The organism is Burkholderia sp. Bp9143 (assembly GCF_003853645.1).
In the GTDB taxonomy this organism is placed as follows: Bacteria; Pseudomonadota; Gammaproteobacteria; order Burkholderiales; family Burkholderiaceae; genus Burkholderia.
Window position 1 is genome coordinate 77054 of the sequence record NZ_QTPO01000003.1, and the last position, 24756, is coordinate 101809.

The window sequence follows — 24756 nt, forward strand, 5'->3', positions numbered from 1 at the left end:
CAGAAATCGACGATGAGCGCATCCGCGCGTCGTCATCCACGTTTTTTCTCCCCGCTGTCGCGTCGAAGGGCCACCTTCGACTCGACATGCATCCCGGCGATCGATCGCGTCGTCACACGGCCCCCGATCGTGCCGGACCTCCTCCTTTTCGATTCCAGCCAAAGCGGCGAAACGTCGCGTGGGCGTCTTCGCGCAGGTGCGTCGAATGTCGTGACGGCGCACGGCATCACATGTGGCTTTTAATCCCGGGTTGACGATTCAATTAATTTACGCATTGAGAATAATAAAGGGTGGCGAAGTGTCGCGGTAAAACGTTTGTGTGAGTTGCGCAATCGTTTGCGCGATAAATATAGAGTATTGAAAATCGGTCGTTCATTTCCTGTCAGTTGAAAATCGTCGAATACTTTCGTTGCAGTCCGACAACGATGGCGGGATTTGACAGAATTTTGTCCTTCCCGATTGGTGATTCAGAAAAGCCAAGCCCGGCAAGGAGGGGCCGGATTGCTGCAATTCCAGACAGGAAATATCTTTAAATTTCAGTCAGTTCCTGGGAATCAAAAAGAACCATGGACGAAAATGTCGAGATTGAGAATTGCAGGGAAAGAGTCTGTTTGAAAGTGCGTAAAACGAAGATTGTCATTGGTGATTTAACAATGCTTTACAGAATTCTTTCATTCCTATCTTGATAATGCCGCCTCGTGACGGACGGGAGCCAACCACACGCTGCCTTTTGTATCCGCCACGTCGTCCATTCCTTTTGCAATTCTCACGGAAAACGTCATGAAAAAATCCCTCCTGACCGCTGTCGCACTCGCGGCCCTGTCCACGTTGGCCTTCGCAGAGGGCACCGGCACGATCAACTTCACGGGCGAGATCGTCGCGGGCGCATGCGGCATCGATTCTGGTTCGGTCAACCAGACCGTGAACCTCGGCAAGGTGCCGACCCACACGTTCAAGCAGGCCGGCGACAAGTCCACGCCGACCAACTTCGACATCAAGCTGACCGACTGCGACACCAGCATCGCCCAGAACGCGTACTTCACGTTCACGGGCACGTCGAGCGCGGGCCAGCCGAAGCTGCTCGCCACGATCGGCTCGGCAACCAACGTCGGCATCCGCCTGCAGGCCGCGTCGGGCGAGTACCTCGACAACGGCGCCGAGCAGAAGGCACCGACCGTGCTGCAAAACGGCACCAACGTCGCGCGCTTCGCGGCGATGTACGAAGCGACGGCAGCCGGCGTGACGCCGGGTACCGCCGACGGCGTCGCGAACTTCACGGTTCGCTACCAGTAAGCGGCCGTATCGGAGGAGGGGTGCGCGCACCCTTTCTCCTTCCTTTCCTTCCTGCCCAGTTTTCTCTCGGACTTCCGGTAGCGCCGCGTGCGAATCAGACATTCCTTCCTTTGCGTCTCCGTGCTGGTGGTCGGCAGCCAGAGCCATGCGACGGAATTCAATTCGTCGTTCCTCGACATCGACGGCTCGAACAACGTCGACCTGTCGCAGTTCTCGCAGGCCGACTTCACGCTGCCGGGCGAATACATGCTCGACGTGCAGGTCAACGACCTGTTTTATGGGCTGCAGGCAATCCAGTTCATCGCACTCGACGCATCCGGCGCGGGCAAGCCGTGCCTGCCGCCGGAACTCGTCGCGCAGTTCGGGCTGAAGCCGTCGCTCGCGAAGGACCTGCCGCGCTTCCAGGGCGGACGTTGCGTCGATCTCGACGCGATCGAGGGCGCGACCGTGCGTTACCTGAAGAGCGACGGACGGCTGAAGATCACGATTCCGCAGGCCGCGCTCGAATTCACCGATTCGACCTACCTGCCGCCGGAGCGCTGGTCCGAAGGGATTCCGGGCGCGATGCTCGACTATCGTGTGATCGCGAACACGAACCGCAACTTCGGTTCGGGCGGCGAGCAGACGAATTCGATCCAGGCCTACGGCACGATCGGCGCGAACTGGGACGCGTGGCGCTTTCGCGGCGACTACCAGGCGCAGTCGAACGCGGGCAGCAGCGCGTACGCGGACCGCACGTTCCGCTTCAGCCGGCTTTACACGTTTCGCGCGCTGCCGTCGATCCAGTCGACGGTGACGTTCGGCGACGACTACCTGAGCTCGGATATTTTCGACACGTTCGCGCTGACCGGCGCGTCGATCCGCAGCGACGACCGCATGCTGCCGCCTTCGCTGCGCGGCTACGCGCCGCTGATCGCAGGCGTCGCGCGCACCAATGCGACCGTGACCGTGTCGCAGGCGGGCCGCGTGCTGTACGTGACACGCGTGTCGCCGGGCGCATTCGCGCTGCAGAACATCAACACGAGCGTGCAGGGCACGCTCGACGTCGCGGTCGAGGAAGAAGACGGCAGCGTGCAGCGCTTCCAGGTGACGACGGCTGCCGTGCCGTTTCTCGCGCGCACCGGACAGCTGCGCTACAAGGCCGCGGTCGGCAAGCCGCGGCAGTTCGGCGGCGCCGGCATCACGCCGTTCTTCGGCTTTGGCGAAGCCGCGTACGGTCTGCCGTTCGACATCACGGTGTACGGCGGCTTCATCGCCGCTTCGGGCTATACGTCGATCGCGCTCGGCGTCGGCCGAGATTTCGGCACGTTCGGCGCGGTTTCGGCCGACCTCACGCATGCGCGCGCGCGTCTGTGGTGGAACGGCGCGACGCGCAATGGCAACTCGTACCGGATCAACTATTCGAAGCATTTCGACGGGCTCGACGCTGACGTGCGCTTCTTCGGCTATCGCTTTTCCGAGCGCGAATACACGAACTTCGCACAGTTCTCCGGCGACCCGACCGCGTATGGCCTCGCCAACAGCAAGCAGCGCTACTCGGCGACGATGTCGAAGCGCTTCGGCGACACGTCGACCTATTTCTCGTACGACCAGACGACCTACTGGGCCCGCGCGTCGGAGCAGCGCGTGGGCTTCACGCTGACGCGCGCGTTCTCGATCGGCGCATTGCGCAACCTGAACGTCAGCATGTCGGCGTTCCGCACGCAGAGCGCGGGCGCGAGCGGCAACCAGTTCTCGGTGACCGCGACGCTGCCGATCGGCGGCCGCCACACCGTCACGTCGAACCTGACGACGGGCAGCGGCAGCACGAGCGTGAACGCGGGCTACATCTACGACGATCCGGCCGGCCGGACCTATCAGATCAACGCGGGCGAGACCGACGGCCGCGCGTCGGCGAACGCGAGCTTCCGCCAGCGCACGTCGACGTACCAGCTGACCGCGCAGGCGTCGACGCTCGCCAACGCGTATGCGGCCGCGTCGCTCGAGGTCGACGGCTCGTTCGTCGCGACGCAGTACGGCGTGTCCGCGCACGCGAACGGCAATGCGGGCGATACGCGCCTGCTGGTGTCGACCGACGGCGTGCGCGACGTGCCGCTGTCCGGCACGCTCACGCATACCGACTCGCGCGGCTATGCGGTGCTCGACGGGATCTCGCCGTACAACGTGTACGACGCGACCGTCAACGTCGAGAAGCTGCCGCTCGAAGTGCAGGTGTCGAACCCGATCCAGCGCATGGTGCTGACCGACGGCGCGATCGGCTTCGCGAAGTTCGCCGTCGCGCGCGGCAGCAACCTGTACCTGACGCTGACCGATGCGGCCGGCAAGCCGCTGCCGTTCGGCGCATCCGTGCAGGACGCGGCGAACGGCAAGGAGCTCGGCATCGTCGGAGAGGGCGGTGCCGCGTTCCTGACCCAGGTCCAGCCGAAATCCGCGCTCGCGGTGCGCGCGGGCGAACGCACGCTGTGCACGGTGGACGTGCTGCCGAACCAGCTTCAACTCGAAGGCACGCCGATTCCGGTGACGTGCCAGACACCCGGCGAGTCGCATGCAGCGGCCGCACGGGTCGAACGATGATTTCACGGATCCTGCGATGAACCCTGCTTTCTCCCTTTCCTTCCTGCGACGCACGTCGTGCATGCTGGCGGCGGCCGGCGCGCTGCTCGCCGGCGTCGCGCACGCGGCGATCGTGCCGGACCGCACGCGCGTGATCTTCAACGAAGGCGAACAGGCCGCGATCGTCACGATCACCAACAAGAGCACGACGTATCCGTATCTCGTGCAATCGTGGCTCGAGGACGCGAAGGGCAACAAGATCACGTCGCCGCTGATGGTCGTGCCGCCGCTGCAGCGCGTCGAGGCGAACGAGCGCAACGTGCTGCGGATCGCGAAGCTGCCCGGCGCGGCGCTGCCGGCCGATCGCGAATCGGTGTTCTACCTGAACATCCGCGAAGTACCGCCAAAGTCCGATACGCCGAATACCCTGCAGATCGCGCTGCATACGCAAATGAAACTGTTCTACCGGCCGAGGGCCGTGCAGCCCGCGCGCGACGAGGACTGGACGCTGCCGATGACGCTGCGGGTGGACGCAGCCGCGCACAGGCTCGTGTTCGACAATCCGACGCCGTACCACGTGACGGTGGTCGAGGTGACGGCAGGCGCGCAGAAGACGCCGGTGCCGATCGAGCCGGTGATGGTGAGCCCGATGAACACGGCCGACGTGCCGTTCAAGGCCGCGACGCCGTCGACGCTGTTCGTCACGCATATCGACGATTACGGCGGCCAGGTGGCGGTCGAGTATGCGTGCGACGCGGGTGCGTGCAAGAGCGTGAAGCGATGAGCGGCGGGATGCGCGAACGGCAATTGCCGGCGACGTGGCTGCGCTGGCTCGTGCTCGCATTGCTGGTCGCGGCGGCGCAGCCGGCGTGGGCACTGCGATGCCTGACGAACAGCGGCGCGACCTCGCTGACCGAGCCGATCGGCGGCGTTGCGTCGTATCCGACCGACGCGCCGGATGGATACGTGATCTGGGTGTCGCCGGTCCGCACGACGTCGGGGTATTGCTACAAGGACCTCGGTGATGCCGACAGCCTGAAAGTCGTCGACAACGTCTATTTCTACGCGAATCCGAATCGCACGAACCCGGCCGCGTGGGGGCTGGAGATCGGCATCCGCTACAAGGGTATCGACTACTTCGACAAGACGAGCAATCGCGGCGGCGGCGTGTTTACCGGGTATTCGGTGCCGCCGTGCAGCAAGTACGACTTCGACCGCGGGCGTTGTCAGCAGACCCGAATCAGCATCGACTATCAGGTCGTCGTGCGCAAGAAGGGCAACTGGGTCCAGCCGCCGAGCGATATCTACACGGTATTCCAGTTCGACGGCGAGTTCGGGCTGAATGCGTACAACCCGAGCTTCCAGTACCGCCTGAGCGGCCTGCGCAACCTCAAGCCGACGCCATGCTTCGTCGACGTGCTCGTGACGCCCGAACCGGGCATCGTCAACTTCGGGCAGGTACAGGCGGTGGGTAACGGCTTCCTGCCGGCGGTGCCGCGCAAGCGGTTCTCGTTGTCGTTGACCAAGAAGTGCAACGTCGCGGTGCGGGTCGACGGGTATTTCGAAACGAGCTTTCCGGTACAGAACGGTTTGCTGGTGCCGGCGAAGGACAGCAATTTCGGTATCGGCATCGAGGACAGCCAGGGCAAGGCCATTCCGTTCAATCAGCAGTTCACGCTCGCGCAGTTTCCGTCGAACGTGATGAATCAAAGTGTGCTGATGGACGCAGTGCTGAAATCGTTCGGGCCACCGAAGATCGGGCGATTCGATGCGACCGCAACGGTCCGGTTGTTCATCTACTGACGTGACGTGCGTGGGCGCAGCCTAGCGCACCGCACGCACGCCGGCGCTTCCTTTTCAAACCCGCTGCGCGATACTCAACGCACCTGGCGGCACACCGGTCGCGATCGCCATGCCAGCCGTTCGTCCCTCGGTCGGGTCAGGGCAGGCGACGGCGCCGGTCAACCTCGCGCTCGACAGCGCCGACCCGCAGAAAGATTCGAACGCAGCGCGATCCTTTGCGCGCGCCCTCCATCCGCCGAAACGTCGCTCCCATCGATTGATCAGACAAATCCGGACAACTGGAAGGGGTATCTCGTAATCGTATTGAGAATGATTTGCGTTTACGTTAAATTGCGCTATCTCAGAATTGGACGGAGCAGATCGATGGCAATGGCGGAAGTGCTCGAACGACCGGCGGCGGCAACGGCGAACCCGTTCCTCGGCAGTTATCCGGACCTGCCGTCGCGCGCCGCGCCGCGTGCGCAGGGCGCGCTGCTCGACGTGCTGATTTCCCATCGCGCGATGCTCGTCAACGTCGCGCGCGGCTTCGTCGGTTGTGCGAGCCGGGCCGAGGACGTCGTGCACGACGTGTTCGTGAAGCTCGTCGAATTCCCGAACCAGGAGGCGGTGCGCCAGCCGGTCGCGTACGTGACGCGGATGGTGCGCAACGCGTCGATCGACGCGTGCCGCCGGCAAAGCCTCGAGAACGTCTATCACACGGAAGAGGACGACGGCTTCGACGTGCCGTCGCCGGAACCGACACCCGAGGCCGCGCTGATGACACGCGACACGCTGCGTCGCGTGTGGGCCGCGCTCGACGACCTGCCGGCGCGCAGCCGCGCGGCGTTCGAGATGGTGCGGCTGCGCGAGGAAACGCTGCAGACCGCGGCGCGCGCGCTGAACGTGTCGCAAACACTCGTGCATTTCATGGTGCGCGACGCGGAGCGGCACTGCGCGGAATGCCTCGACGCATGCCATCGCGGCGTCGCGTGCCCGGTGTTTCTCGGCGGCCGTGCGCGACGGCGGTAAAAAATCGCGCCGGCCAATCGTCTTCAAGACAGGAGCGGCCGATTCGACAGTTCGCCGCTTCGCATCCTTCAACCGCCTCCCGCTTTTTTTTCGATCATGACGCAAGCCACGACGCCTTCCGCCGACACCGACGACCTCGTCTACACGGTCGTCATCAACGACGAAGAACAGTATTCGATCTGGCCGACGTTCCGGCCCGTGCCGGCCGGCTGGAGCGAGGTCGGCGTGCGCGGCCCGAAGGCCGACTGCCTCGCGCACATCGAGACCGTCTGGACTGACATGCGTCCCGCGAGCCTGCGCCGCGCGATGGACGGCGAACGCGCGACGCGCGCGTCGTGACCCGCTGCGCCGCGTTTCCGGCGCACCACCTGAAGAGGACGTTGCATGACCCTGCTTTCGTTGCCGACGCTCGACGACCTGCGTATCGAGCCGGGGCTGCCCACCGTCGTGTCGCCGCGCAGCGCCGACGGCATGTCGATCGACGAGATCGCGCCGCTCGCGCATGCGATCGCGGCCGACACGCTCGAACGGGCGGGCGGTGTGCTGTTCACGGGCTTTCACGTGCCGTCGATCGATGCGTTCCAGCAGTTCGCGGCATCGTTCGGCGATCCGCTGATCGGCTATGAATACGCGTCGACGCCGCGCAGCCAGGTCGAGGGCGCCGTTTACACGTCGACCGAATACCCGCCGCACCGCGCGATTCCGCTGCACAACGAGCAGTCGTACACGCGCGAGTGGCCGCTGCGGATCTGGTTCCATTGCGCGCTCGCGGCGCCGAACGGCGGCGCGACGCCGATCGCGGACAGCCGCACCGTCCATCGCGCGCTCGACCCGGCGCTGGTCGCGCGCTTCGAGCAGCGCGAGCTCCTTTATGTGCGCAATTTCGGCCAGGGGCTCGACCTGCCGTGGCAGCAGTCGTTCGGCACCGACGAGCCGGCCGAGGTCGAGCGGATGTGCGCGGCGCGCGGGATCGAATGCGCATGGCGCACCGACGACGGCGAACTGCTGCTGCGCACGCGCGAACGCTGCCAGGCCGTCGCACGCCATCCGCGCACCGGCGACCGCGTGTGGTTCAACCAGGCGAACCTGTTTCACCTGTCCGCGCTCGACGACGACATGCAGGAAGCGCTCGTCGACGCAGTCGGGCTCGAGAACGTGCCGCGCAACGTGTACTACGGCGACGGCGAACCGCTCGAGGCCGACGCGCTCGCGGAAATCCGCGGCGTGCTCGACCGCCAGCGCATCGTGTTCCCATGGCGGACGGGCGACGTGCTGATGCTCGACAACATGCTGACCGCGCATGCGCGCGACCCGTTCGACGGGCCGCGCAAGGTGGTCGTCGCGATGGCGCAGAGTTACACGGTCCCGCGCGCGACCGAACGGAGGACCGATGACGCGTAGTACCGCCGCGCTTGCCGCGCGCGGACTGACGGTGGGTTATCGCGACCATGTCGTGATCGACGGGCTGGATCTGTCGATCGCGGCCGGCCGCGTCACGGCGCTGTGCGGTCCGAACGGCTGCGGCAAGAGCACGCTGCTGCGCACGCTCGCGGGCCTGCAGCCCGCGCGTGCGGGCCACATCGACGTGAACGGCAAGCCGCTCGCGTCGTTCCGCCGTCGCGCGCTCGCGCGCGAGCTCACGATGCTCGCGCAGTTCAACCAGATTCCGTCGGGGCTGACCGTGCGCGAGCTCGTCGCGTACGGGCGCTATGCCTACGGCGGCTTCCTGCGCGGGCTGTCGCGCGCCGATCATGCGGCGATCGATGAGGCGCTCGACACGAGCGGCCTCGCCGGCGATGCCGAGCGTGACGTCGGCGCGCTGTCGGGCGGCGAGCGCCAGCGTGCGTGGATCGCGATGGCGCTCGCGCAGCAGGCGCCGATCGTGCTGCTCGACGAGCCGACGACCTATCTCGACATCCATCACCAGCTCGACATCCTCGACGCGCTGCGCGCGCTGAACCGCGCGCGCGGGCTGACGATCGTGTGGGTCCTGCACGACCTGAACCAGGCGGCCGCGTACAGCGACGACATCGTGCTGATGCGTGCCGGCCGCCTCGTCGCGCAGGGCTCGCCCGACGCGATGCTGGAGCCGGCGCGGCTGCGCACGGCGTTCGGCGTCGACATGCTGAAGCTCGCGCATCCGCAGACGGGCGCGCCGATGTGCGTGCCGGCCTATGGGCCGCCGGCATCCGGCATGGCGGGCGCGTTCGATCGCGCCGTCGATCGGGATATCGCCGTATGACGACCTTCGCGATGCGCAAGCGGCTCGCGGCGAGCGGGCAGGGCGCGGCATCAGGCAGCCGTGCCGGCGCGATCGCGCTTGGCCTCGTCGCGCTGATCGCGGTGCTGGCGGTGCTGCGCGTCGCACCGGACCTGCGCGTGTGGTGGAACGCCGTGCCGGGCAGCGACGCTGCCGCGCTCGCGGGCGTGTTCCTGTTCGACCTGAACCTGCCGCGCGTCGCGGCCGCGCTCGTCGCGGGCGGCTGCCTCGGCATCGCGGGCGCGCTGTTCCAGTCGCTCACGCGCAACCCGCTCGCGTCGCCCGATCTGCTCGGCGTGACGGGCGGCGCCCAGCTCGGCCTGCTCGCGGCGATGCTGGTGCCGGCGCTCGCCGGTGTCGCGTCGGTGCCGCTGCTGTTCATGTGCGGGCTGATCGCCGCCGCATGCGCGATCGTCGCGGCCGGCGGCTGGCGCGCGACGCCGCTGCGGCTCGTGCTGGCGGGCAGCGTCTGCATGCTGTTGTTCGCGGCGCTGTCGACGCTGGTGCTCGCGTTCTTCGAGCAGAACATCGCAGGCGCCGCGCTGTGGACCAACGGCAGTCTCTATCAACCGGGCGCGACCGGGCTCGCGCTCGCCGCACGCTGGCTGGTCCTGCCGCTGCTGGCGCTGCCGTTCGTGATCCGGCCGCTGAATCCGCTCGCGCTCGGCGACGAGGCGGCGGCCGCGGCCGGCGTGCGGGTCGACGCGACGCGGCTCGCGGCGACGATCGTCGCGGTCGCGTTCACGAGCGTGGCCGTCAGCATCGCGGGCCCGCTGTCGTATGTCGGGCTCGTCGCGCCGAACCTGCTGCGCCAGGTGCGCGGCGCCCGCGCGGCGCGGCTCGGCGTGCTGGTGCCGCTGTCGGCGCTCGCGGGCGGCGCGCTCGTGCTCGTCACCGACAGCGCGGTGCTCGCGTCGGGCCTCGACGCGACGCTGTCGACCGGCGTCGCGATCGCGCTCGTCGGCACGCCGCTGATGCTCGCGATGATCCGGCGCGGCGCCGCGTGGTCGGGCGTGCTGCATGCGCAGGCCGAACGCGCGGCGGGCAGCGGCTCGACACGCGTGGTCGGCTGGCTCGAACGGCTCGGCTGGCCGCTGCGTACCGCGCTGTTCGTCGCGGCCGGCGTGCTCGTCGTGTTCGTCAGCGTGTCGGCCGGCCCCGAATGGCTGTCGCCGGCTCGCTGGTCCGCCGCGCTGTCGGGCCACGATGCCGTCGCGCGGATGCTGATCGACCTGCGCATGCCGCGGCTGTTGTGCGCGCTCCTCGCGGGCGCACTGCTGGCGGTGAGCGGGGTCGCGATGCAGAGCGTCGTGCGCAATCCGCTCGCCGGCCCCGAAGTGCTCGGCGTCACGCAGGGCGCGGGGCTCGTCACGCTGTTCGCGTTGTCGACGTGGCCGCTGATGGGCCACGTGACGCTCGCGGCGGCCGCGTTGATCGGCGGCGCGCTGTCGCTCGCGATCACGCTCGTGCTGAATCACCGGCATCGTTACGCACCGCTCGCGGTCGCGCTGACCGGCATCGTGATCGGCGCGCTGTGGACCACGCTCGCGCAATGGCTGATCACGCAGCAAAGCGTGCAGCCCGCGCGCTTCGTCGTCTGGCTCGTCGGCGGCACCTATGGCCGAAGCTGGGGCGAGGTGTCGATGCTGCTGCCGTGGTGCGTGCTCGCGGTCCCCGTATTCGCATGGCTCGCGCGGCCGCTCGACATGCTCGCGCTCGGCGACGACCAGGCGGCCGCGCTCGGCCTGCCGGTCGCCGCGTTGCGGCCGCTCGCGCTGACGATCGCGACGCTCGCCGCCTGCGCGGCCGTCGCGGCGGTCGGGCCGGTCGGCTTCATCGGACTGATGGCGCCGCACGTCGCGACGATGCTCGGCGCGCGCCGGCATCGCACGCGGCTGTGGCTCGCGGCCGCATGCGGCGCGCTGATCCTCGGCCTGGCCGATCTGGCCGCCCGCACGGTCGTCGCGCCGCGCGAAGTGCCGGCCGGCGTGCTGACCGCACTGATCGGCGCGCCGTACCTGCTCGGACTGCTGATCCTCGAGGGGCGCCGCGCCCGGCGCGCGGGGCGATGACGCCGGTGCTCGACGGCGCATGCGCCACGCGCTTCTCGGCGTTCGCGCCCGAAGCGTTCGCCGCGCATCTCGACGTCGTGTGGCTCGGGATGCCCGAAGACACGCACGCGTCGGGCCGGATCGTCGTGCCGGTCAGCGCGCTGCCCGATCATCGCGAGGCCGTGCTCGACGCGATGGTCCGCCATTACGGCGGCGATCCGGCGCAGCATGCGCGTGCACTGATGTCGCAATGGAGCAAGTACTACTTCGGCCGCGCGGCGCCCGCCGGCGTGGTCGCCGCGCTGACGCTCGGCCGGCCGCTCGACATGGCGCCGGATCGCACGTTCGTCGCGCTCGACGACGGGATGCCGGCCGCGCTGTATTTCGCGCCGGACGCGCTCGGCGCACCGTGCACCGATCCCGCGTCGCGCTATGTGGGGCTCGTCGCGCATCTCGGCGCGGTGATCGACCTGCTCGCGGCGATGGGCCGCGTCACGCCGCGCGTGCTGTGGAGCAACGCAGGCAACCTGCTCGACTACCTGCTCGACACGTACCGCGCGCTGCCGTGCGCGGCCGATCCCGTTCGCGATGCCGACTGGCTGTTCGGCGCGTCCTGCGTCCATGGCGAACCGAATCCGCTGCGCCTGCCGGTGCGCGACGCCGTGCCGCGCTCGCCGCTGCTGCCGACGCCGTTTCGCGCGCGCCGCGTGTGCTGCCTGCGCTATGAAATTCCTGGAGAAACGCAACTGTGTGGAAGCTGCCCCCTGCTATTGACGATGGACGACGCGGCGCTGGCCGAGCAGGACGCGATCCGGTGACGCCGGTGACACGTGCCGCCCGCCGCCATGCGCTCGGCGCACTGGCCGCGCTCGGCGCTGCGTGCTGCGGCGCGTGGGTTGCGCCGGCCGTGGCGGTCGCCGACGACGCACGTGCCGGGCAGCGCAGCACGGCAACGCAACCGGGCCGCTCGCTGGCGGGCAACCCCGTCGTGTCGCAGGCCAGCGCGACGATGCCCGTGCGACCGCGGCGCGTGGTCGCGCTCGACTTCATGTTCGCGGAAAGCGTGATCGCGCTCGACATCGTGCCGGTCGGCATGGCCGATACCGCGTTCTATCCGGGCTGGCTCGGCTACGAGAGCGACCGGCTCGCGCACGTGACCGACATCGGCTCGCGGCAGGAGCCGGGGCTCGAGGCGATCGCCGCGGTGAAGCCCGATCTCATCATCGGCGTGGGCTTCCGGCATGCGCCGATCTTCGCCGCGCTCGACCGGATCGCGCCGACGATCCTGTTCCAGTTCAGCCCGAACGTGTCGGAAGACGGCGTGCCCGTCACGCAGCTCGACTGGATGCGGCAGATCTTCCGGACGATCGGTACCGTGACCGGACGCGATGCGCGCGCGCAGACGGTCGAAGCGCGACTCGACGCGGGGATCGTACGCAATGCGTCGCGGCTCAAGGCGGCCGGGCGCGGCGGCGAACGCATCGCACTGCTGCAGGACCTCGGGCTGCCCGACCGCTACTGGGCCTATACGGGCAACAGCACGTCGGCGGGCCTCGCGCGCGCACTCGGGCTCGATCCGTGGCCGAAGAAGCCGACGCGGGAGGGCACGCTTTACGTGACGTCCGCCGATCTGCTCCGGCAACGCGATCTCGCCGTGCTGTTCGTCACCGCGACGGGGATGGACGTGCCGCTGTCGTCGAAGCTCGATTCGCCGGTGTGGCGTTTCGTGCCTGCGCTGCGCGAGCACAGGATCGCGCTCATCGAGCGGAACATCTGGGGGTTCGGCGGGCCGATGTCGGCGCTGAAGCTGGCCGACGTGATGACCGATACGATGCTGAAGCTGCCGGCCGTGCGCTGAACGCGCGGTTTGTCGTGAGCGGGTGGGGCAGCGCGGTCGGGAGCCGCGTCGTCATCCGCGTGCCGTGCGAACGGGACGCGGCATTGCGGTGGCGTTACGTGTATGCAAGTACGCCGAACAATCTTTCCTTCCGGCTTATCCGAATCCTTCCGACCTCCGAACCGAACACCGCCTGCACGCCGCAATCGCTGCGCGCAGGTGGCCCGCGTTCACCCGTGTTTACGCGCTCAGCGCGTCTTCACCATCCCGTGCGCGCGACCGCGCGGGCGTCGTGTCGCTGACGATCTGCCCGTTGTCGAGCTTCAGCAGGCGATCGGCGAGATCGAAATAGCGGTCGTCGTGCGTGATCACGATCACGGCCTTGCCGCGCGCGCGCAACTCGGGCAGCAACTGCTCGTAGAACACGGCCTTGAACGACGGATCCTGGTCGGCCGCCCATTCGTCGAACAGGTAGAACGGCCGGTCCTCCAGGTAAGCGACGACGAGCGCGAGCCGCTTGCGCTGCCCGGTCGACAGCGCGCGGTTCGAGAACGCGCCGTCGACGACCTTCACCTTGTGATCGAGCGCGAGCTTCGCGACCAGCGCGTTCGCGCGCGCATCGGCCTGCGCACGCGCCGGATCGTCCGGGTCGACGATGCCGAGCAGCGCATCGAACAGGTGGAAGTCGTTGAACACCGCGCTGAAGCGCTGCCGGTACGCGGCACGCTCGCGCCAGCCGATCGTGCGGCCGTCGACCTCGATCGCGCCTTCCTCCGGTTCGTAGAGTCCCGTCAGCACCTTCGCGAGCGTGGTCTTGCCGCTGCCGTTGCCGCCGACGATGAACACGAGTTCACCGGGCCGGATCGTCAGGTCGATCGGCCCGATCCGGAACATCCGTTCGTCGCGCTCGTGAAAGTAGGCGTGCGTGACGCCGCGCAACGTGACGGCGCCGGCCGGCGGCACGTCGGGGGCTTCGCTGGCGGGCGGCACCGTGCGCAGCGCGCCGAATTCGGCCATCACGCCTTCGATGCGCCCGAGCGACACGCGTGCCGCATTGACGGTCGGCAGGTTGTTCAGCAGTCCGTCGAGCGGCACCAGCATGAACAGGAACACGACGACGTAGCCGGCTGCCGTGCTCGCATCGGCATGCACGCCGAGCTGCGGCCAGAACGCGGCCGCGCCAAGGAACACGTAGAACAGGAAGATGATCCAGCCGACGCCGACCGCGTACGCGCTGAACGCGCGCCGGCGGTGGTCGCGTACCTCGCCGATCGCGGCGCCGAGCTGGCCGTCGACGAACTGGCGTGCGCGCGCGTCGTGCAGCTTCAGTTCCTTCGCGCCGGAGAACAGCGAGCCGAGGTAGCCGAACAGGCGGTCCTGCGCCTGACCGGCCGCCTCGAGCGACGCGATCGCGCGGCGATCGCCGGTGTGATAGCCGAGCGAGCCCGCGATGATCGCAGTCAGCGCGAGCAGGCACACGGGCCACGACAGCCACGCGAGATAGCCGAGGCAACCGAACACGATCGAGCCGTGCATCACCAGGTTCGGCAGTGCGAAGAACAGCATCGACACGTTGGTCGCGTCGTCGGTCAGCACCGACTGCACGGGTGCCGCGCCGATCCGCTCGATGTCGCGCAGTTCGGCCGCGCCGACGCGCCGCGCGAGATGGACACGCAGCCGAGCCATCGTGTCCTGCGACAGCCGGGCGAACAGCGTGCCCGACACGATGCGCGTGACGAGCGCAATCACCGCGCACAGCGCGAAGCGCCACGCGAGCGACGCGTCGGCCGCGCCGGGCGTCGCGAGCGCGCGGTTCAGCGTCGCGACGAGCAGCACGCTCGCGACGCCGTTGAGCACGCAGGCGACGAGCGCCAGCGTGAGCGACGCGCGGCTTTCGCGCAGCAACGCGAGGATCAGGCGGGCCGCGGGGCGGCTGGGGGAGGCGTCGAGGGACGGCGGGGAAGAAGGCTCGTGGGCGGCTGTCATCGGCAACGTCGGTAAATGATGGGCAGGCAAATCATGCGGAAATGGCAGGACTGACGCGAAAGCAGCACGCGGGACGGGCCCGGTTGCGGCTTTCCTCCCTGATAGACGAACGGGCCGCACAAATATTTAGTCCTGCCTTCAAAAAATGCGTCCGTCCGGACTTTGCACGCAAAACGGTAAAAAATCGGCCGCGCCGTTCGTCACACCACTGAAGCCGCCCCATGCGGCCCCGAGACTTGGCCGAAGCGGCCGGACCGAAGGACTTCACGCACATGACGAGTTTCCCGACTGCGTTGCATCACCGAATCCGCGAACTGGCGCGCCGTGCGCCCGACGCGCCCGCGCTCGCCGCGCCTTTCCAGAACGACCTGCGCCTGTCGCGCGGCGCGCTCGACGCGCGTGCGTCGCACCTTGCCCGCCAGCTGCGGGCGGCCGGTGTCGGCGCGGAAGTGCGGGTCGGCGTTTGCGTCGAACGCTCGTGCGAGCTGTTCGTCGCGCTGCTGGCCGTGCTGAAGGCGGGCGGCGTGTTCGTGCCGCTCGATCCGCGTCATCCGGCCGCGCGCCTCGACTGGATCGTCCGCGATGCGCAACTGCGCCACGGGATCGTCGATGCGGCCGGCCGCGCGGCGCTCGGCGCGCCGTTCGAACACGCGTTCGACGCGACGTCCGCGGATGCCGCCGCCTGCGTCGACGACGAGGACGTGCTGGTGCATCCGCGCTCGGCCGCCTACATGATCTATACGTCGGGCTCGACCGGCACGCCGAAGGCGGTGGTCGTCGAGCACGGGCCGCTCGCCGCGCATTGCGATGCGCTCGCGGCCGCGTTGCCGATCGAGGGCGGCGATCGCCTGCTGCATTTCGCGTCGGTCAACTTCGACGCCGCGCACGAGTGCTGGCTCGCGCCGCTCGCGATCGGCGCGAGCGTGACGATTGCGCCGCCGCAGCCGTTCGCGCCGGACGCCGCCCATGCGCTGATGGTGCGCGAGTCGGTCAACGTCGCCGCGTTCCCGCCGGCCTACCTGCGCGAATTCGCGGCCGTCGCCGCGCGCGACGGCGTGCCGCCGGCCTTGCGCGTGCTCGCGTTCGGCGGCGAAGCGCTGCCGCAACAGGCATTCGAATTCGTGCGCAGCACGTTCCTGTCGGTGCGCCTGATCAACGGCTACGGGCCGACCGAGGCCGTGATCTCGCCGATGCTGTGGCCGGTCGAGCCGGGTGAAATGCCCGTGCTGGCGGCGAACGATGCGTATGCGTCGCTGCCGATCGGTCGCGTGATCGGCCCGCGTGTCGCTCGCATCGAGGGCGACGAGGCCGGCGAATCGGGCGAGGGCGGCGAGCTGCTGCTCGGCGGCGTGTGTCTCGCGCGCGGCTATCACGGCCGCCCGGCGCTGACCGCCGAACGCTTCATTCCCGATGCGGACGGCGAGCCTGGTGCCCGCGTGTACCGCACCGGCGACCTCGCGCGCCTGCGCGACGACGGCGCATTCGATTATCTCGGTCGCCTCGACGACCAGGTCCAGGTGCGCGGCGTGCGCGTGGAGCCCGCGGAAATCGCCGCGTGCCTGCGCACGCATCCGGCGGTGACCGACGCGGCCGTGATCGCCGAAACCGGCAACGGGCCGACGCGGCTGATCGCGTGCGTCGCGCTGCGCGCGGCCGCCGACGATGCAGTGCTGAAGGCGCACGTGGGCGCGCAGTTGCCCGCCGCGTGGCAGCCGCACCGGTTCGTGCGCTGCGACGCACTGCCATACACGCTGAACGGCAAGATCGACCGTGCCGCGCTGCGCGAGCGCATCGCCGCCGAACGCGACTCCGGACAACCCGCCGGCGACGCGCCGCGCACGCCGACCGAGCAGCAGATCGCCGGCCTCTGGCAGACGCTGCTCGGCCTCGACGCGACGCCGTCGCGCGACGGCCGCTTCTTCGCGCTGGGCGCCGACTCGCTCGCCGCGATGCAACTGCAAGCCGCGATCCGCGCCGGGTTGCGCGTAAACCTGCGGCTCGACACGCTGTTCGCCGATTTGGCACTGGCCGAGCTGGCCGCGCATGTCGATCGCGCGGAACGCGAAACGGGCGAGCCGCTGGTCACGATTACCGCACGCCGTGCACCGGCCGATGCCGCCGCATCGGGTGCCCAGTATGTCGATCGTGCCGCATCGTTCGCACAGCAACGTTTCTGGGTGCTCGCGCAAACGCGCGACGCCAGCGCCGCGTATCACATCGCCGCGCACTGGACGATCGACGGCGCGCTCGACCGCACTGCGCTGCAGCGCGCGCTCGATCACGTGATCGGGCGGCACGACGCGTGGCGCACGACGCTCGTCGACCATGACGACGGCATCGTGATGCAGCGCATCCATGCCCATCTGCCAGTTTCGATCGCGACGCTCGATTTGCGCGAGCGACCGCCTGCTGCACGCGATGCGGAAGCCGCGCGCATCGCCGAACGCGACGCGGGTGCGCCGTTCGATCTGTCGCACGGGCCGCTGCTCCGCGCGACGCTCGTCGTGCTCGCCGACGCGCGCCACCGGCTGCTGCTGACCGCGCACCACGCGATCACCGACGGCTGGAGCTCGCGCTGCGCATTCGACGAGCTGTCGGCCGCATACCACGCGTATGCGGAAGGCCGCGAACCGTCGTTGCCGGACCTGCCGATCCAGTACGCCGACTACGCGGACTGGCAGCGCGACATGCTCACGGGCGGCGAAGGCGAGCGTCAGCTCGACTACTGGCGCGGTGCATTGCGCGACGTGCCGGGCCCTCTCGCGCTGCCGGTCGACCGGCAGCCGGGCGCGACGCGCACGCTGCAGGGCGCACGCGTGTCGGTCCGCCTGCCCGACGCGGTCGCGGCCGACGTGCGGCGTCTCGCGCGCGACGCGCGGGCCACGGTCTTCACGGTGCTGCTGGCCGCGCTCGACGCATGGCTGTCGCGCCTGACCGGCGAGACCGACGTCGTCGTCGCGGTGCCGGTCGCGCATCGCCAGCGGCCGGAAACGCGCGCGCTGCTCGGCCTGTTCCTGAATACGGTCGCGCTGCGCGTGCGCGTGGCGCCGACGCTGCCGTTCCGCGCGCTGGTCGACGCGGCACGCACGGCGGCACTCGACGCGGTCGCGCATCAGGACGTGCCGTTCGAGCGCGTCGTCGACGCGGTGAAACCGCCCGTCAAGCGCGGCGACGAATGGCTGCGCGTGAAATTCGCGCAGCAGTTCGATGCACGGCACGACAGCGTGCTGCCGGGCGCGATCGCGGTTGCGACGCCGGGGCCCGATCTCGCTGCGCGCTTCGACTTCGCACTGGATTTCACCGACGACGCGCACGGGATCGAACTGGTCGCCGCCCATGCGACCGACTGCATCGATGCCGACACCGCACGCGCATGGCTCGACAGCTATGCGACGCTCGTCGCGTCCGCCGCACATGAACCGCACTGCACGACGGCCGAACTGCCGTGCGATGCGTCGCCGGCATCGCGCCAGCCGCGCGACGGCCGTGCGCTGCGCGTCGAGCACGCCGACATCGTCGCCGCATTCGCGCGGCAGGCCGCTGCCTATCCGCATCGCGTCGCGCTCGACGATGCGTCGGCGTCGCTGACGTTCGCGGAACTCGACGATGCGTCGAACCGCATCGCACATGCGCTGAAGCTGCGCGGCGCGACGGCGGAAGCACCCGTCATCGTCTGCATCGAGCGTTCGGCCCGCTTCGTCGTCGGCCTGCTCGGCGCACTGAAGGCCGGCGCGCTGGCCGTGCTGCTCGACCCGGCCCAGCCGGCCGCACGCCTCGCGGCGGCGGCCGCCGATTGCGGTGCACGCTGGGCGCTCGTCGCGCAGGGTCGGGATACGGCCGCATGGCCGGCCGGCAGCGACGCGCAGCCGCTCGACGTCGACGCGCTCATGCAGGACGCGACGCTCGCGCATGCGGCCGGCGTACGCGTCGCGCCGCATCCCGAACAGGGCGCCTATCTGATCTATACGTCGGGTTCGACCGGTACGCCGAAGGGCGTCGTCGTGTCGCACGGCGCACTGGCCGACTACGTGCAGGGCATGCTCGACGAACTCGCGTTCGTACCGGACGCGTCGTTTGCGATGGTGTCGACCGTCGCCGCCGACCTCGGCCACACGACACTGTTCGGCGCGCTGTGCGCGGGCCGCACGCTGCACCTGCTGCCGGCCGCGTGCGCGTTCGACCCGGACCAGTTCGCGGACGAGATGCGCCGCCGCGACGTCGGCGTGCTGAAGATCGTGCCGAGCCACCTGCAGGCACTGCTCGACGCGCGCGTGCCGGCCAACGTGCTGCCGCGCCACGCGCTCGTGACCGGCGGCGAAACGCTGACGTGGGCGCTCGTCGCGCGTCTGGCCGCACTCGTGCCGGCCTGCCGCGTGATCAACCATTACGGGCCGACCGAAGCGACCGTCGGCGCGATCGCGTGCGATACCGCGTCGATCGCCGCCGATGCACGCGATCCCGCAAGCGGCGTGCCGCTCGGCGGACCGCTGCCGAATGCGCGCGCGCTGGTGCTCGACGCGTTCGGCGCATGCGTGCCGGCCGGCGCCACGGGCGAGCTGTACCTGGGCGGACCGGGCGTGGCGCGCGGCTACCTGAACCGGCCGGCGCAGACCGCCGAGCGCTTCGTGCCCGATCCGTTCACGCCCGGTGCACGCCTGTATCGCACCGGCGACCGCGTGCGCCTGCGCACGGACGGCCGTCTCGCGTTCCTCGGCCGCATCGACGACCAGGTGAAGATTCGCGGCTATCGCGTCGAACCGGGCGAGGTGAGCGCGGCGGTACGCGCGGCCGGCCCGGTCGCGCAGGCCGAGACGCTCGCGATCGCGCACGACGGCCGCCTGCGGCTCGCGACGTTCGTCGTGATGCGCGACGGCGCGGCATTCGACGAAGCCGCCGTGCGCGCGGCGCTCGGCGCGACGCTGCCCGACTACATGGTGCCCGCGCAGTTCGTCGCGCTCGCGCGCCTGCCGGTGACCGCGAATGGCAAGATCGATCGCGCGGCGCTGCGCGAACTGGCCGCCGCGCCGGTGGCGGTTGCCGCCGGCGACGCGCCGCAAGGCCCGGTCGAAACGGCGCTCGCCGAAGTCTGGCAAGCAGTGCTGAAGGCGCCGCACGTCGGCCGCGACGACAACTTCTTCGAACTCGGCGGCGACTCGATCCTGGTGCTGCAGGTGATTGCACGCGCCCGCAAGCGCGGCGTGCGCTTCACGCCGAAGCAGCTGTTCGACGGCCCGACGGTCGCCGAACTCGCACGCATCGCGAAAACCGAGGACGTCGCCGCTGCAACGTCGGCACCGGCATCTGCAATGCCGGCTCAGTCCGCACCGGCTGTCGCGGCGATCCTGACGCCCGCGCAACAGCGCTTCTTCTCGCTCGACGTGCCGCATCCGGGCCACTGGAACCAGTCGGTCGCGTTCGACGTACGCGGTCCGTTCGACGCCGATGCATTCGCGCGAGCGTTCGATACGTTGCTGACCCATCACGACGCATTCCGCCAGCGCTTCGCGCGCGGCGCGGACGGCAACTGGCATGCAAGCGAGGCGACGAAACCGTACGACGCGCTGCCGTTCGTCGAAGTCGCCGCACGCGACGAAGCCGACGCACTCGCGCGCTTCGACGCGTTGCAGCGCCGCCTCGATCTCGGCCGCGGACCGCTCGCCTGCGCATGCGCGGCGCGGCTGCCGGACGGCGCGACGCAGCTGTATCTGGCGATTCACCACGCGATCGTCGACGGCGTGTCGTGGCGCATCCTGCTCGAGGACCTGGACACCGCGTATCGCGCAGCATGCGAGCGCATGCCGGTTCGCCTGTCGCAGCCGGGCCCGCGCGCGGATGCATGGGCCGCACGTCTCGCGTGCGCCGCGACGGAACCGGCATCGCCATTCGCCGTTGAAACGGCCTACTGGGCCGGCATGGCACAGGGCGATGACCTCGTGCCCGATCATCCCGACGCAGCGGCGACGAACGCCGACGCGGCCGTCGTCGTGCAGACGATCGACGCTGCCCTGACACGCGCCGTGCTGACCGACGCGCACGCCGCGTATCGCACGCAGACGATCGAACTGCTGGGCGCGGCGCTCGCCCTGGCGCTGGCTGGTGCCCGCGGCACCGCTTCGTGCCGCGTCGAACTCGAAGGACATGGCCGCGAGGCGCTGTTCGACGATGCGGACGCGAGCCGCACGATCGGTTGGCTGACGAGCCACTATCCGGTGACGCTGCCGGTCGAAGCCACGGCGCGCGACACGCTGTGCGCGGTCAAGGACACGCTGCGCGCGGTGCCGCACAAGGGGCTCGGCTTCGGCGTGCTCGCGCACTACGGCGACGCGGCGACGCGTGCGGCGCTGGCCGCGGTGCCGCGTCCGCGCGTCACGTTCAACTATCTCGGCCAGTTCGATGCGCCGCGCGATGCGACGCTTGTGCCGCGCTTCGGTGGCACCGGCATCGAACGCGACCCGCAGGGGCCGCTCGGCAACACGCTCGCGATCCATGCGTACCTGGATACCGATCGCGACGGCGCACGCACGCTGAAGGTCCACTGGGTATACGGCGCGCCGCAGTTCGAGCGCGCGACGATCGATGCATTCGCGGAGCGCTTCGCAGCCGCATTGCGCGAACTCGCCGATGCATGCGCGTCGCGTGTCGCGCATCGCGGTGGCGGGGCGACGCCGGGCGATTTCCCGCTCGCGCAGGCCGCCGGCCTCACGCAGGCCGCGATCGAACGCGCACCACTCGACTGGCGCACGATCGACGACGTGTACCCGCTGTCGCCGATGCAGCAGGGGATCCTGTTCCATGCGCTGTTCGCGCCCGGTCATGCAAGCTACGTGAACCAGCTCGTCGCGACCGCGACGGCGCTCGATGCCGACCGGCTCGCGGCCGCGTTCGGCGCATCCGTCGCGCGCCACGACATCCTGCGCACGAGCGTGATGCCCGACGAGGCCGCACCGCTGCAATGCGTGCATCGCCATGCGTGGATGCCGGTCGAGCAACTCGACTGGCGCACACGCGGCGCCACGCTCGACACCGATTTCGATGCGTGGCTCGCGGCCGACCGCGCGCGCGGCTTCGACTGGCGCGAACCGCCGCTGATGCGGCTCACGCTGATCCGCGTCGCCGATGACGCATGGCGCGTCGTCTGGACGCGCCACCACGTGCTGCTCGACGGCTGGAGCACCGCGCGCCTGCTCGCGGACGTGCTGCGCGACTATCGCGACCCCGATGCGGTATCGCCGTTCGCGAGCCGCCCGGCGCTGCGCTATCGCGACTTCATCGCATGGCTCGGCACGCGCGACCGCGAGGCCGACGAGCGCTTCTGGACCGGCCGGCTCGCGCGTCTCGATGCGCCGACGCTGATCGCCGAGCGCGCGGCCGACCGCGCGGACGCCGAGATGGTCACGTGGCGCGCGACGATCGACGCGGATGCGACGACGCGTGTCGCGCAAACGGCGCGTGCGCTGAAGCTGACCGTCAACACGCTGGTGCAGGGTGCCTGGGCGCTCGTGCTGCAGCGCATGACGTACCAGCCGGCCGTCGCGTTCGGCGCGACCGTCGCGGGCCGTCCCGATGCGCTCGCGGACGTCGATACGGTGCTCGGCCTTTTCATCAACACGCTGCCGGTGATCACGGCGCCGGCGCCGCAGCAACGCGCGGCCGACTGGCTGCAAGCGCTGCAGCACGAGAACGCGGCCGCCGCCGAGCATGCGCACACGCCGCTCGCCGACATCCAGCGCTGGGCGCGCGGCGCCGGCGGCGCACTGTTCGACACGCTGGTCGTGTTCGAGAACTATCCGGTCGACGATACGGCGCGTGAAGCCGATCCGCGCGCGCTCGCGCTGAGCGGCGTGCGCAGCATCGAGTCGACCGATTTCGCGCTGACGCTCGTGATCGAGAGCGGCGCCGAACTGACGATCGACTACGGCTACGACACCGCGCGCGTCGATGCGCACCAGGTCGAGACCTGGCACCGCGCGTTCGCGTGCGCGCTCGATGCGCTGGCCCGCACGCCGGACGCGCCGCTCGGCACGCTGTCGATCGCCGACGACGCGACGCGCGACGCACTGGCACTCGCGCAGGACACCGCACGGACCTGGCCGGAGGCGCAACGGCAACCGCTGCACCTGCAGTTCGCGGATGCGGCACGGGCGACGCCCGATGCGATCGCGCTCGAATATGCGGACATCCACGGCGGCGTGCAACGCGCGACCTATCGCGAACTCGACCTGAACACGACGCGCGTCGCCGCCGCATTGCGCCGACGCGGCGTGCGGCCCGACACGCCGGTTGCGTTGTGCGTCGAGCGCTCGTTCGACATGGTGACGGCACTCGTCGGCGTACTGAAGGCCGGCGCCGCGTACCTGCCGGTCGATCCCGACTATCCGGCCGAGCGCATCGCGTACCTGCTGCGCGACGCGCGGCCCGCGGTCGCGATCACGCAAGCCCATCTGCGCGAGCAGGTCGAGGCCGCGCTCGGCGGCGACACGACGACGCAGCTGCTGACGGTGGCCGATCTGCTCACCGACGGTGACGACGCTGTCGACGCAGCGGTCGATGCCGCCGCCGACCTTGCGACCGACATCGATGCTGCACAGCTCGCGTACCTGATCTACACGTCCGGCTCGACCGGCAAGCCGAAGGGCGCCGGCAACTCGCACGGCGCGCTCGCGAACCGGATCGCTTGGATGCAGCACGCGTACCGGCTGACGCGCGACGACATCGTGCTGCACAAGACCCCGTTCGGCTTCGACGTGTCGGTCTGGGAATTCGTGTGGCCGCTCGCCATCGGCGCGAAGCTCGCGATCGCCGCGCCCGGCGATCACCGCGATCCAGCCCGCCTCGCGGCCGCGATCCATGCGCACGGCGTGACGGTGCTGCACTTCGTGCCGTCGATGCTGGCCGCGTTCGCCGCGTATCTCGACGATTTCCCGGCCGCCGCGCAATGCGACAGCGTGCGCCTGATCGTCGCGAGCGGCGAGGCGCTCGCGCCCGAGCTCGTCGCGAAGGTCGCGCGGCTGGTGCCGAACGCGACGCTCGTGAACCTGTACGGGCCGACGGAAGCCGCGATCGACGTGTCGCACTGGACCTGCGGCCCCGACGACGCTAACGCCGTCGCGGTGCCGATCGGCCATCCGATCGCGAACCTGCAACTGCACGTGCTCGACGCGGCCTGGCAGCCGGTGCCGGCCGGCGCGACCGGCGAACTGTATCTGGCAGGCGCGGGCCTCGCGCGCGGCTATCTCGGCCGCCCGGGGCTGACCGCCGAGCGCTTCGTCCCCGATCCGTTCGTGCCGGGCACTCGCATGTATCGCACCGGCGACCTCGCACGGCGCCGAACCGATGGCGCACTCGACTACCTCGGCCGCGTCGACACGCAGGTGAAGCTGCGCGGCCAGCGGATCGAGCCGGGCGAAATCGAGGCGCTGCTGCGCGCGGCGCCGGGCGTGCACGACGCGGTCGTGATCGTGCGCGACGAGCAGCTGGTCGGCTATGTCGCACGCGGCGACGCGGGCCCGCTCGACCGTGCCGCACTGCTGGATTCGCTGCGCGCGCAGTTGCCGGCCTACATGGTCCCATCGCAGTTGATCGAGCTCGACGCGCTGCCGGTCACGCCGAACGGCAAGTGCGACCGCCATGCGTTGCCCGCGCCGGTGCGCGAGGCGGCCGCGGCCGTCGAACTCGCGACCGACACGGAGCGCGCGCTCGCGACGATCTGGCAGCGCGTGCTGCACGTGGACGCGATCGGGCGCGACGACGATTTCTTCCTGCTCGGCGGCCACTCGCTGCTCGCGACGCAGGCCCATGCGCAGGCGAACCTGCACTGGGGTCTCGCGCTGCCGCTGCGCACGCTGTTCGACACCCGCACGCTCGCACGCTGCGCGGACGCGATCGATGCGGCCTGCGCGGCACGCGGCGAGACCGACGCGGCGAGCGCGATCGACGCGCTGCTCGGCGAACTGGAAACCCAATAA

General features: G+C 69.6%; 13 protein-coding genes. 12 read left to right on the forward strand and 1 reads right to left on the reverse strand.

The features are described from left to right. The first annotated feature begins 780 nt into the window (after nucleotides 1–780). The 11 genes from DIE23_RS03040 to DIE23_RS03090 all read left to right on the forward strand — a co-directional run bounded on the left by DIE23_RS03040 (nucleotide 781) and on the right by DIE23_RS03090 (nucleotide 12826). Nucleotides 781–1293 carry a fimbrial protein gene (locus DIE23_RS03040; RefSeq protein WP_124610732.1) on the forward strand — a complete coding sequence of 171 codons (513 nt, stop codon included), beginning with the start codon at nucleotides 781–783 and terminating at the stop codon, nucleotides 1291–1293. Nucleotides 1294–1413: 120 nt separating this feature from the next. After that, nucleotides 1414–3867 carry a fimbria/pilus outer membrane usher protein gene (locus tag DIE23_RS03045; protein WP_124610859.1) on the forward strand — a complete coding sequence of 818 codons (2454 nt, stop codon included), beginning with the start codon at nucleotides 1414–1416 and terminating at the stop codon, nucleotides 3865–3867. Between the two features lie 16 nt (nucleotides 3868–3883). Further along, nucleotides 3884–4630, forward strand: coding sequence for a molecular chaperone (locus DIE23_RS03050; protein ID WP_124610733.1), 747 nt, complete (start codon nucleotides 3884–3886; stop codon nucleotides 4628–4630). Then, complete coding sequence (locus tag DIE23_RS03055) at nucleotides 4627–5649, forward strand: fimbrial protein (protein ID WP_124610860.1); 1023 nt, start codon at nucleotides 4627–4629, stop codon at nucleotides 5647–5649. Before DIE23_RS03050 ends, DIE23_RS03055 begins: the two co-directional genes overlap by 4 nt. A 363-nt stretch (nucleotides 5650–6012) precedes the next feature. Continuing rightward, nucleotides 6013–6657, forward strand: coding sequence for an RNA polymerase factor sigma-70 (locus DIE23_RS03060; protein WP_124610734.1), 645 nt, complete (start codon nucleotides 6013–6015; stop codon nucleotides 6655–6657). Nucleotides 6658–6753: 96 nt separating this feature from the next. After that, on the forward strand, nucleotides 6754–6996 hold the full coding sequence (locus tag DIE23_RS03065; protein WP_124610735.1) for an MbtH family NRPS accessory protein: 243 nt from the start codon (nucleotides 6754–6756) through the stop codon (nucleotides 6994–6996). 45 nt (nucleotides 6997–7041) lie between these two features. Beyond that, the gene (locus DIE23_RS03070) at nucleotides 7042–8058 is read left to right on the forward strand and encodes a TauD/TfdA family dioxygenase (protein ID WP_124610736.1); all 1017 of its coding nucleotides are present in this window, start codon (nucleotides 7042–7044) and stop codon (nucleotides 8056–8058) included. Beyond that, complete coding sequence (locus tag DIE23_RS03075) at nucleotides 8048–8899, forward strand: ABC transporter ATP-binding protein (RefSeq protein ID WP_124610737.1); 852 nt, start codon at nucleotides 8048–8050, stop codon at nucleotides 8897–8899. The genes DIE23_RS03070 and DIE23_RS03075 overlap by 11 nt, the downstream gene beginning before the upstream one ends. Further along, on the forward strand, nucleotides 8896–10989 hold the full coding sequence (fhuB, locus tag DIE23_RS03080) for a Fe(3+)-hydroxamate ABC transporter permease FhuB (protein ID WP_124610738.1): 2094 nt from the start codon (nucleotides 8896–8898) through the stop codon (nucleotides 10987–10989). Before DIE23_RS03075 ends, fhuB begins: the two co-directional genes overlap by 4 nt. Next, entirely contained in the window at nucleotides 10986–11786 is an 801-nt protein-coding gene (gene fhuF / locus DIE23_RS03085; protein WP_124610739.1) for a siderophore-iron reductase FhuF, read from the forward strand. The genes fhuB and fhuF overlap by 4 nt, the downstream gene beginning before the upstream one ends. Nucleotides 11787–11791: 5 nt before the next feature. Next, entirely contained in the window at nucleotides 11792–12826 is a 1035-nt protein-coding gene (locus tag DIE23_RS03090; RefSeq protein ID WP_124610740.1) for an ABC transporter substrate-binding protein, read from the forward strand. Nucleotides 12827–13045: 219 nt separating this feature from the next. On the opposite strand, the gene DIE23_RS03095 is transcribed toward DIE23_RS03090, so the two are convergent. After that, nucleotides 13046–14791 (reverse strand): cyclic peptide export ABC transporter, encoded by a 1746-nt coding sequence (locus tag DIE23_RS03095; protein WP_124610741.1) that lies wholly within the window; start codon nucleotides 14789–14791, stop codon nucleotides 13046–13048. A 272-nt stretch (nucleotides 14792–15063) separates the two neighbouring features. Here DIE23_RS03095 and DIE23_RS03105 point away from each other — a divergent pair, with 272 nt between their 5' ends. Next, nucleotides 15064–24756, forward strand: a complete 9693-nt coding sequence (locus DIE23_RS03105; protein WP_124610742.1) for a non-ribosomal peptide synthetase — start codon at nucleotides 15064–15066, stop codon at nucleotides 24754–24756.

Coding starts and splice junctions, on each gene's coding strand:
- DIE23_RS03075 (WP_124610737.1), top strand. CDS start 8,048: ATGACGCGTAGTACCGCCGCGCTTGCCGCGCGCGGACTGACGGTGGGT.
- DIE23_RS03050 (WP_124610733.1), top strand. CDS start 3,884: ATGAACCCTGCTTTCTCCCTTTCCTTCCTGCGACGCACGTCGTGCATG.
- fhuB (WP_124610738.1), top strand. CDS start 8,896: ATGACGACCTTCGCGATGCGCAAGCGGCTCGCGGCGAGCGGGCAGGGC.
- DIE23_RS03070 (WP_124610736.1), top strand. CDS start 7,042: ATGACCCTGCTTTCGTTGCCGACGCTCGACGACCTGCGTATCGAGCCG.
- DIE23_RS03060 (WP_124610734.1), top strand. CDS start 6,013: ATGGCAATGGCGGAAGTGCTCGAACGACCGGCGGCGGCAACGGCGAAC.
- fhuF (WP_124610739.1), top strand. CDS start 10,986: ATGACGCCGGTGCTCGACGGCGCATGCGCCACGCGCTTCTCGGCGTTC.
- DIE23_RS03065 (WP_124610735.1), top strand. CDS start 6,754: ATGACGCAAGCCACGACGCCTTCCGCCGACACCGACGACCTCGTCTAC.
- DIE23_RS03105 (WP_124610742.1), top strand. CDS start 15,064: ATGACGAGTTTCCCGACTGCGTTGCATCACCGAATCCGCGAACTGGCG.
- DIE23_RS03055 (WP_124610860.1), top strand. CDS start 4,627: ATGAGCGGCGGGATGCGCGAACGGCAATTGCCGGCGACGTGGCTGCGC.
- DIE23_RS03095 (WP_124610741.1), bottom strand. CDS start 14,791: ATGACAGCCGCCCACGAGCCTTCTTCCCCGCCGTCCCTCGACGCCTCC.
- DIE23_RS03040 (WP_124610732.1), top strand. CDS start 781: ATGAAAAAATCCCTCCTGACCGCTGTCGCACTCGCGGCCCTGTCCACG.